Origin of the sequence: Caballeronia sp. NCF2 (assembly GCF_023631205.1) — a bacterium.
GTDB classification, from domain to species: domain Bacteria; phylum Pseudomonadota; class Gammaproteobacteria; order Burkholderiales; family Burkholderiaceae; genus Caballeronia; species Caballeronia zhejiangensis.
In genome coordinates, this window is record NZ_JALQDN010000078.1 from 75,732 (window position 1) to 85,245 (window position 9,514).

General features: G+C 55.4%; 12 protein-coding genes. 11 read left to right on the plus strand and 1 reads right to left on the minus strand.

The annotated features are described in order from the left end of the window. Position 1: 1 nt before the first annotated feature. The 11 genes from NCS02_RS30580 to NCS02_RS30630 all read left to right on the plus strand — a co-directional run bounded on the left by NCS02_RS30580 (position 2) and on the right by NCS02_RS30630 (position 9,082). Positions 2 to 1,210: a pyridoxal phosphate-dependent aminotransferase gene (locus NCS02_RS30580; protein WP_250523498.1), complete on the plus strand. Its 1,209-nt coding sequence runs from the start codon at positions 2 to 4 to the stop codon at positions 1,208 to 1,210. Between the two features lie 258 nt (positions 1,211 to 1,468). Next, positions 1,469 to 2,227, plus strand: a complete 759-nt coding sequence (locus NCS02_RS30585) for a transporter substrate-binding domain-containing protein (protein WP_250523499.1) — start codon at positions 1,469 to 1,471, stop codon at positions 2,225 to 2,227. 56 nt (positions 2,228 to 2,283) lie between these two features. Then, complete coding sequence (locus NCS02_RS30590) at positions 2,284 to 2,973, plus strand: ABC transporter permease (RefSeq protein ID WP_250523500.1); 690 nt, start codon at positions 2,284 to 2,286, stop codon at positions 2,971 to 2,973. Then, positions 2,970 to 3,725 carry an ABC transporter permease gene (locus NCS02_RS30595; protein ID WP_250523501.1) on the plus strand — a complete coding sequence of 252 codons (756 nt, stop codon included), beginning with the start codon at positions 2,970 to 2,972 and terminating at the stop codon, positions 3,723 to 3,725. The genes NCS02_RS30590 and NCS02_RS30595 overlap by 4 nt, the downstream gene beginning before the upstream one ends. After that, positions 3,706 to 4,473 carry an ABC transporter ATP-binding protein gene (locus NCS02_RS30600; protein WP_250523502.1) on the plus strand — a complete coding sequence of 256 codons (768 nt, stop codon included), beginning with the start codon at positions 3,706 to 3,708 and terminating at the stop codon, positions 4,471 to 4,473. The genes NCS02_RS30595 and NCS02_RS30600 overlap by 20 nt, the downstream gene beginning before the upstream one ends. A gap of 59 nt (positions 4,474 to 4,532) precedes the next feature. Further along, a complete protein-coding gene (locus tag NCS02_RS30605; protein ID WP_284504465.1) occupies positions 4,533 to 5,315 on the plus strand; it encodes an ABC transporter substrate-binding protein in 783 nt (260 codons plus the stop codon). Next, positions 5,312 to 6,757, plus strand: a complete 1,446-nt coding sequence (locus tag NCS02_RS30610; RefSeq protein WP_250523503.1) for an FAD-binding oxidoreductase — start codon at positions 5,312 to 5,314, stop codon at positions 6,755 to 6,757. The genes NCS02_RS30605 and NCS02_RS30610 overlap by 4 nt, the downstream gene beginning before the upstream one ends. Positions 6,758 to 6,795: 38 nt before the next feature. Then, on the plus strand, positions 6,796 to 6,945 hold the full coding sequence (locus tag NCS02_RS30615; RefSeq protein WP_250523504.1) for a hypothetical protein: 150 nt from the start codon (positions 6,796 to 6,798) through the stop codon (positions 6,943 to 6,945). A gap of 374 nt (positions 6,946 to 7,319) precedes the next feature. Next, positions 7,320 to 7,682, plus strand: a complete 363-nt coding sequence (locus tag NCS02_RS30620) for a hypothetical protein (protein WP_250523505.1) — start codon at positions 7,320 to 7,322, stop codon at positions 7,680 to 7,682. A gap of 157 nt (positions 7,683 to 7,839) precedes the next feature. Beyond that, a complete protein-coding gene (locus NCS02_RS30625; protein ID WP_250523506.1) occupies positions 7,840 to 8,130 on the plus strand; it encodes a hypothetical protein in 291 nt (96 codons plus the stop codon). A 109-nt stretch (positions 8,131 to 8,239) separates the two neighbouring features. Beyond that, entirely contained in the window at positions 8,240 to 9,082 is an 843-nt protein-coding gene (locus NCS02_RS30630; RefSeq protein WP_059888472.1) for a hypothetical protein, read from the plus strand. Positions 9,083 to 9,243: 161 nt separating this feature from the next. Here NCS02_RS30630 and NCS02_RS30635 read toward each other — a convergent pair. After that, a partial coding sequence (locus tag NCS02_RS30635) for a hypothetical protein (RefSeq protein WP_250523507.1) occupies positions 9,244 to 9,514 on the minus strand: 271 nt, incomplete at its 5' end.

Below are 9,514 nucleotides of genomic sequence, written 5' to 3' on the forward strand. Positions count from 1 at the left end.
AGTGCATCTGAGTTCTTTGACGAATCGTATAAGCGGACGCGGCGCGGCCGGCTGGGCGGTAAGCGATCTAGCGGAGAGTATGATCGCCCGGGGCGAAGATGTGATTGCTTTGACACTCGGCGACCCCGATTTTGACACGCCGGAGGTGATCACCGATGCAGCAATTGGTGCGCTTCGCAATGGTCGCACACACTACGCCGCAATTTGCGGGATCGCTCCGTTGCGCTCCAGCGTTGCAGTCGCACAATCACGACTCGACGGCCTGCCGTGGTGCGCCGACAATGTGGTGATTTTCCCGGGGGCGCAGAGCGCGCTGTTCTCCGTCATGTTGTGCATCGGCGATGTCGGGAAGAAAGTGATCGTATTCGATCCAATGTATGCCACATACTCCGCGGTCGTCGGCGCGTCTGGCGCCGAGAAGGTAACTGTGCCGATCAAGCTAGCTTTTGATGGGTCGACCCGTGCCACAATCGATTTCGATGCGCTGGAACACGCAGTAGAACCGGATGTGGTTGCGATTCTGCTGAACGCTCCGAACAATCCTGGAGGCTTCGTTTTTGACAACGCGACACTTCAACGCCTTGCCGAAATTTGCGTTAAGCACGACCTATGGCTCATAAGCGATGAGGTGTATCGCGATCTGACGTTTGACGGTCGCTTCGAGTCAATCTCCGCGCTCCCAGGCATGGCAGAGCGCACGATTATCGTTAACAGTCTGTCGAAGTCACACGCGATGACCGGTTGGAGAATAGGCTGGGCTATCGCTCCCGCAAGCCTTGTTGAGCACCTCGGGCGTCTCGCCCAATGCTCACTGTTCGGCTCACCAACCTTTATTCAGGACGCCGGGGTAGTCGCACTTGAGCAATGCAATCGTTACGTCGCAGTGCATCGCGAACGTTTCGCACGGCGGCGTGACCTCCTTCTAGCCGAGCTTTCTAAGTCAGAAAGTCTTCGGATCTCGCCGCCAGGGGGGGGGATGTTCGTGCTAGTTGACGTTAGACGAACCGGCCTTAGCGGCGAAGCCTTCGCACAAATGGCCTTACAGGAGGCAAGCGTTGCCGTCGTCCCGGGAATGGCGTTCAGTGAGCACGAGGACTGGTTTGTCCGGGTGAGTTTTGCTGGAAACGAGTCCCGCCTAAGTGAAGGCGCCAGAAGACTCGTGCGCTTCGCGGATCGGACTGCATCAAGAAAAATCAACTCCTCTAACTAGACTTCGTAAGCCGCGACGCTCCACTTCGATACCGCAAGTCCGTGACCGACGTTCCAGAGACGCCGGTCACGGCGTTGCTCGCCCCTCACTTTTGCAACGATTGCTACCGGCAGACCAAGGCGGATTCTTACGGACCGCCGTCTAGGCGTTTTTAGTGATTGACACCGGCCATATGGTCATTGAATATTCCGTCGCGGTGAACTATGTTTCGAAATTCGGAATTTACAAGTGTTTGGTAAAAATTTTCACGGAGATTGTATGAAAAGAACATTCGTCACACTTGTCTTGGCTGTCACCGCAATAGGCGCAACTGCTCAAGGATCATCCACGATTCGGTTCGGTGTCGATCCGGGATACGCACCGTTCGAATCGAAGTCGCCCGATGGAAAGTTAGTCGGTTTCGATATCGACCTCGGTGACGAGATCTGTCGTCGACTACGCGCGAAGTGTGCATGGGTCGAAAATGACTTCGACGCGATGATCCCCGCGCTGAAGGCAAAAAAATTTGACGGGATCCTTTCGTCAATGACCGTCACCCCGCAACGCGCTGAGCAAGTTGGGTTCTCCAACAAACTCTTTGAATCGTCTACGCGTTTGATCGCAAAGCAGGGCGTGAATCTTCAGCCGACGGCGGAGTCGCTCAAGGGCAAAACCGTCGGCGTGCAACAAGGCACCATCCAAGAGACTTTCGCTAAGAATGAACTTGCGCCAAAAGGCGTTCAGATCATGACGTATCAAAATCAAGATCTCGTCTACGCTGATTTGATCACTGGCCGCCTAGATGCATCGTTACAAGATCAGGTACAAGGCGACATCGGCTTTCTTCGAACGCCCCGCGGCGTCGGGTTCAGCTTTTCAGGGTCGCCAATCTCTGCGGGACCGACCGCAATTGGCATGCGTAAAGAAGACACCGCGCTTAAGGAGAAGATTAACGGTGCGATTACTGCCATGGTCACCGACGGTACTTACGCGAAAATTGAACGGAAGTACTTCAGCTACGACGTCTACGGAAAATGATCGCTAGGCCCGATAGAAAAGCGTGCTGTCACGAATAACGCTGCGGAGATATTGACATGAATTTGCAAGGGTTCGGACCATTGATATGGCAGGGCACGCTCGCGACAATCCAACTAGCGCTGCTATCGCTTGCTGGTTCGCTGCTTCTCGGGCTCATAGGCGCAGCTGCGAAGCTCTCTTTGAACCGCGCGCTGGCGATGCTCGGCACTGCTTATACCACCTTGGTGCGCGCGGTACCCGATCTGGTCTTGATGCTACTGCTCTTCTACGGCATCCAGATCGCCCTCAACGAATTCACTGAAGTGTTAGGCGTCAGTCAGATCGATATCGATCCGTTCTTCGCGGGTGTTTTGACGCTCGGCTTCATTTATGGCGCTTACTTCACCGAAACGTTTCGAGGCGCATTCCTTGCCGTGCCGCGTGGTCAGATCGAGGCCGGTCTCGCATTCGGAATGAATGGCTGGCAGGTGTTCTATCGAATCCTTTTCCCACAGATGATGCGCTTCGCTTTACCTGGCATTGGCAATAACTGGCAGGTCCTAGTGAAGGCTACGGCGTTGGTTTCGATCATTGGTCTGGCAGACGTCGTTAAAGCCTCACAAGATGCCGGCAAGAGCACACTCGATTATTTCTTTTTCACAATGATAGCCGGCGCGATCTATCTAGCAATTACAACGATTTCGAGCATTGTTCTTCATAGGCTCGAAAAACGTTACTCTGTTGGCGTACGAGGGTTGTCATCATGATTGGTATTCTGACGCAATTCTGGCAAAGCTATCTATACACAGACGGCTACCGTTTCACCGGACTGGTAATCACTCTTTGGCTTTTAGTTGTTTCAATTGTACTGGGGTTTTGTCTGGCAGTCCCACTTGCGGTGATGCGGGCGTCGTCCCATCGCAGCCTTTCTCGGCTTGTCTGGGTATACACATACGTATTTCGGGGAACGCCGCTATACGTGCAGTTGCTCATGTGCTATACGGGGATATACAGCCTGCATGTCGTCCACGATCATGCCCTGTTGAACGCGTTTTTTCGTGATGCAATGAACTGTACGTTACTCGCCTTCGTATTGAACGAGTGCGCGTATGCAACTGAGATATTTGCTGGCGCGATCAAGGCGGCGCCGGCCGGCGAAGTCGAAGCTGGACTTGCATACGGAATGTCTAAAGCAACTCTATATCGCCGCATCATTCTGCCGCTGGCGCTTCGCCGCTCACTTCCTAGTTATAGCAACGAAGTCATCCTGATGTTGCATGCAACTACTCTCGCATTCACCGCAACGGTGCCCGATATTCTGAAGATCACGCGCGATGTAAATTCGGCCACGTATCAATCGTTTCAAGCATATGGAATTGCGGCCGCGCTCTACGGCGTAATCGTCTTTGCTCTAATCTGGATTTTCAGAAAGCTTGAGGCCCGCTGGCTAGCTTTCGCAAGGCCGCAGCCGTCCGTTAACGTGCCAAGGAAAATGGAAAATGTACAAGCTTATCGTTGAAGACTTGCATAAGAAGTACGGCGATCACGAGGTTCTTAAGGGCGTCTCAGTAAAAGCGAAGGCCGGCGATGTCATCAGCATCATCGGGTCAAGTGGATCGGGAAAGAGTACGTTTCTACGCTGCATCAATTTTCTCGAAACGCCCAGTGCCGGGCGAATCACTATTGGCGCCGAAGAATTGCGCACGCTATCCGATCACCGCGGGGCGCTCAGAGCCGCTGACCCGAAGCAGCTGCAAAAGATGCGCACAAAGCTTGCCATGGTGTTCCAACATTTCAACCTTTGGGGACACATGACTGTGATGGAGAATGTTATTGAAGCGCCGGTGTGTGCGCTCGGGCTTAGCAAGGATGAGGCTCGTGCGCGCGCGCGAAAATATTTAGAAAAAGTTGGTCTCCCGTCACGCGTCGAAAATATGTATCCCGCGCATCTTTCTGGAGGTCAGCAACAACGCGTTGCTATTGCCCGGGCTCTCGCGATGGAGCCGGAAGTAATGTTGTTCGACGAGCCAACTTCGGCCCTTGATCCAGAGCTCGTTGGTGAGGTGCTGAAGTCAATGCAGGCGCTGGCGGACGAAGGTCGCACGATGATCGTCGTCACACATGAGATGGAGTTCGCGCGAAATGTATCAAGTCATGTGATCTTCTTGCATCACGGACGCATAGAAGAGGAGGGCGCCCCGGGGGAAATATTGCTTCAACCTAAGAGCGAACGACTTCAGAAATTTCTTTCCAGGCACCTTCAATAGCGTCAAATCTTGCTATCTCTCATCCTTTCATATTCGACGAACGCACAAGGAATAGGCACATGAAGACGAGCCATTTGGTCATCACTTTCGGGTTGCTGGCTGGCATGCTCACGTCAGCTAACGCGAAGGATTCGGGTCAATTGCGATTCGGTGTCGACGCCACTTATCCGCCTTATGAGTCGAAAGCCGCGGACGGACACCTCGTCGGATTCGATATCGATTTGGGTAACGAGATCTGCAAACGATTGATGGTGCAATGTGTATGGGTCGAGAGTGAATTTTCTGGGATGATTCCCGCGCTGAAAGCAAAAAAATTTGACGCTGTTCTGTCATCCATGTCCATCACCCCACAACGGGCTGAGCAGATTGCCTTCACTGACAAGTTGTACAGCACGTCCTCGCGCCTGATCGCGCGCAAAGGCGCACCGATCTTGCCAACGCCCGAAGCACTGGTGGGCAAGTCAATCGGGGTTGAACAGGGCACGGTGCAGGAAACCTATGCAAAGAAATATTGGCAACCGAAGGGCGCGACCGTGGTGTCGTATCAAACGCAAGATCAAGTCTATGCTGATTTGGTCTCGGGACGCCTTGACGCTTCCCTGCAATATGTCATTCAAGCACAGATTGGCTTTCTCGGTACGGCCCGCGGTGCAGGTTTTGAGTTTGCCGGCCCGACCCTTGTCGACGCTCAAATACTTGGCAATGGTTCCGGAATTGGCCTGCGCAAGGATGACGAGGATCTCAAGTCCAAGATCAATAAAGCTATCGCCGAAATGTTAAAAGATGGTACCTACCGGTCTATTGAGAAGAAGTATTTCAACGTCGATGTCTACGGTAGTTGATCGCTTTTTCCGGAGAAGAAACGTCTATGCCGCTCGATAGATTTGATGCTGCGATTCGCGAATTAAAGAGCATGTTTGGGGATGCGTTGCAAACCGGAGTCAGCTTGCGGGAAATACACGGGCGCGACGAGGGCGATTGCGATGCCACGCCTCCCGACTGCGTTCTTTTTGCAGAAAGCTGCCAGGATATCTCTTCGGCGATCAGCGTATGCGCTTCATATCGAATGCCGATTATTGCGTTTGGTGCGGGCTCAGGGCAGGAAGGAGGAGTGACTGCTCCATTTGGTGGCCTCTCTATTGATACTTCTCGCTTGAACCGGATTGTGGCAATCAACATTGATGACCAAGATTGCTGGGTCGAGAGCGGCGTGACGCGGTTGCAGCTGGACGACGCACTTCGCGGAAGCGGCTTGCTTTTTCCAGTTGATCCGGGAGCTGACGCATCGATCGGCGGCATGGCCGCAACCGGTGCGGCGGGGACGACAACACCCCGGTACGGTAGCATGCATCAAAACGTCCTTGGACTTGAGGTTGTCATGGCGGATGGCACCATCGTTACGATGGGTAACCGCGCACGAAAGTCATCGGCGGGCTATGACCTCACCCATCTATTCGTTGGCAGCGAAGGAACGCTAGGGGTGATCACTAAGGTTTGTCTCCGGCTCCATCCACATCCGGAGGCTGCATTGGCGGTGCAAGCGAGTTTTCCAGATGTCGATGCCGCAGTACACGCGGTGGTTACTATCCTCGCTTCGGGCGTGCCGCTGTCACGAGCAGAAATGATGGATGCGCGAGTTATAAAGGGGTTACGTTTAGCGGGACTGACGACACGTCCTGAACAGCCGCTTTTGCTTTTGGAAGTTCAGGGATCAGCTGCGAGCATAGCTGATACCATAGAGACAATGACCGAAGCGTGTAGTGAGCAAGGAGCGGTATTGGTGGAAGTTGCTCGTAAGACAGAAGAGATGTCTCGTCTCTGGGCACTGCGTCACGCCACCTCTGATGCTGAGAAGCGACTCAGGCCCGGGGCACGGGTGATGGTGACTGACGTCGCGGTACCCGTTTCTTCACTTCCGGACATAGTAGCCGCAGCGGATGAAAAGGTTGCAGATGCGAACTTATGCGTAGCGCTCAGTGGACATGTTGCTGACGGCAACGTTCATTATGCGATCCTTCTCGACCCAAGCGATGCTGCCGAGTGCGACAGGGCACACGCGTTTAAACAATGGCTCGCGGAGTATGCAGTTTCGTTGGGCGGCACGATTTCTGGCGAGCACGGGATCGGCGTAGGTAAGCGGGAATTAATGAAGATGGCGCATGGACCGGCTTTGGATGTAATGAGGAAGATCAAAGATGCGCTCGATCCACTGAATCTTCTAAATCCGGGCAAGGTGCTTCCGTCTCGGAACTGCGACGTCCTTCACCAAACGCTTCCTCACTGATTATGCTTAAGCTCCTGGGAGCTGAGGGACCTTACGTCATGAAGTTCGACAAAGAGGCACCAAAAGCAACCGACGATCTATATAGGCCCGCCTGGCGGACCTATGTCGACTTGATCGTCGCTTTCTTTGCAGGTGTGGCGCTTATTATCGGGGCAATCGGATTGGCGTTCCGCTGGTTTCCCATCTGACGCCCTGCATCTCCGGCACGCGCCATAGCTATTACGGTTCGTCCGAACAGCGGTTCACGCGCTGGCCGGGTACGACGCGTTAGCCGCGGTATGGTCTCTACGTCGAAGTGCGTCGGCAAGGTGATAGCGTCGCTAACCACAAGGAGACGAAGCACGTCATGCTGCGGCAGAGGCGCTCCCTAGCACTACATGAGTAGACGTAATCTTGATAATACGAGTTATCAGGTGAGCGCTTTCGCATGCGAAAACGCCGCGCATGTAGGATCGGCGCTGACACAGGTTCAAAGCGGTCACGGTGGTAATGGGGCCACTGACTAAAGGTTCCACGCTGGAAGCCGTTAAGCCCAGATGAACTTGTCCACCTGAGAAAATCAATGCACCTGAAGTTGCTTGCGTCGGCGCTTGTCACCTCCGTCTTAGCCACTGGCGCGTTCGCGCAAACGGGCCCGGCCCCGGTTCCTCTTCTGCAGGCGGTGTCGCCGGACCTCTATCCGAAGCTGCCGATCGACCAGCGTCAGTTCTATGTTGCGGGCGCACTTGACTACGATCGGGTCTTCTTCGAGCAGACCGAGCCACTTTTTGCCGCCTGTCTGAAAGACATGACGATCGCGCGGGTCACCGAGATCGTTGATCGGGGCGTCATCACGCTCGAGCCTTTGCTGCGGTCGAGTATGCCGATCGCTGTGCACAACGCCTTGTTGATGGACTGTGATCGCCGTGGCTTCAAATCCTCCTGACTCATCCCTTGTTCCTACGACCGCTGCCGAGGTGCAATCTTCGCGCCCCACGCATTTTCTGCGGCTGGTTGAACTCGGAACACTCGGCACCGCAACTGCCGCCTTCGCGATAGTTTTAGCGCTCGCCAGCCGCGACTCACTCGACACGAGTCTTCAGATGGCCTTCGCCTGCGCGTTTGTGGCTGCGCCTACCGCACTCGCTGGTTTCATCTGTCGTGACGTCATTCTCGACCCTGCGCTTGCTCCCACGATGGAGCGGCTACGGGCCATCCTGATTGGCGGTGTCTACTTTGCGCTCTTGCTACTCGGCGGTGCGCTTTGGCAGATCATGTCTCATGCGATCCTCCCCTTGGTCGGGCAGATCGGGGTCATGGCCGGCTTGCTATGGCTGCTCGCCGTATTCATGCTTGCCTTTCATGCCCTCGATCGCCACCGATCGGCTACGTAACTTTGCTTCGTTTGACACTCATGACGTCCTTGCTTTCGTGCAGAATGCAGCCCAGAAGGTCCACCGGCTACTGAGGGCAGGGCGACCGACGACGAAACGGGGGCGAACAATGTTGCAGTTCGATCAGGCGTGGCGATACGAGTCTCCGGGTGTGATGCCTGATGACGCCGTCGACGCGGTGTTCTCACAGGTCATATCCCGCCTGCCCGCGCACGGCAGCCGGCAGGATATTTACGAGCTGTTCAAGCCACGCTTTGCCGCGTGCTGCGGCGAGTCTTCCAGCCGAAGCTCGAGCGAAAGCTGGGCCGCGAGCGACCTCCTCGGCTATATGAGACAGGCCGGGCGGAACGCGGCACTCTTCGTAGAGGCCCTGTACGACGCCCTGCAGGACTTCGCGAAGAAGCATCCGCATGCAGGCCTGCCGCCGTGGCATTACGTCAACGACGCGCTGGCTGCCAGCGGATACGCGATCGATCCGCCGAGGCTGGTCGTGGGACGCATTGTCATGCCGGTCGCGGTGCCGGCCAAAGTGCCGTCGTTAGACGAACAGGCTAACGACCGTATCCAACGGTCGCTTGCGGAGTCCGAGCGATTGCTGACCACCGGCAAGTATCGGCTCGCCGTGCAGGAGATCCTTTGGTTGCTCGAAACCGTGTCGACCGCGTTCCAGGGGCTGGAGCACGAAGACGGAACGGTGACGGGTAAATACTTCAACCGGATCATCGGCGACCTCAAGCGGTTCAACCGCGGACGCGTACTCAGCGAAGCCATTTCATGGATGGAAAAGTTGCACGGGTATCTGTCGTCGCCGACCGGAGGTGGCGTGAGACACGGTGCGGTGCTTGGCGACGCGTACGAGTTGACCGAGGGCGAGGCGCGCCTTTTCTGTGACCTGACGCGTAGCTATCTATCGTACCTGCTGCACGAACATCAGCGTCTTGGAGGCCGCTAGCCCCGCCTTGCGCGCTTCTGCTCAGCGGGAGAATACCTGAGAACTTCCGCATCCACCGTCGCAAGACGCGCTGATGTAGCGGCGCGAGCCGGGCTCTGGGTCCTAACTCCCAGCGCAAAGTTCCGACACCCAATCCAGCATGCCAGCTAGCGGCTCGACGCTCATCGCCTGGATGATCTGCAGCCGGTTTTCGGTGGATAGGTCGATTTCGCATGCGAAAAGCCGGTGAGCCATCGCACTCCGTCGATCGCCGTCACATAATTCTGCATTTTCAGTTCCCCGGCATCCTGCCGGCTGACGTAGAGGACAATCATGATTGTTTTCCGTGCCACCACGCAGACGACGACCCAGTGCGTGTCAACGTCGGACTTAGTTTCCCCAAAACTGTCGGAGTAAAATTCCCCACCCTGTATCTGCGTGGTGATCAGCCGT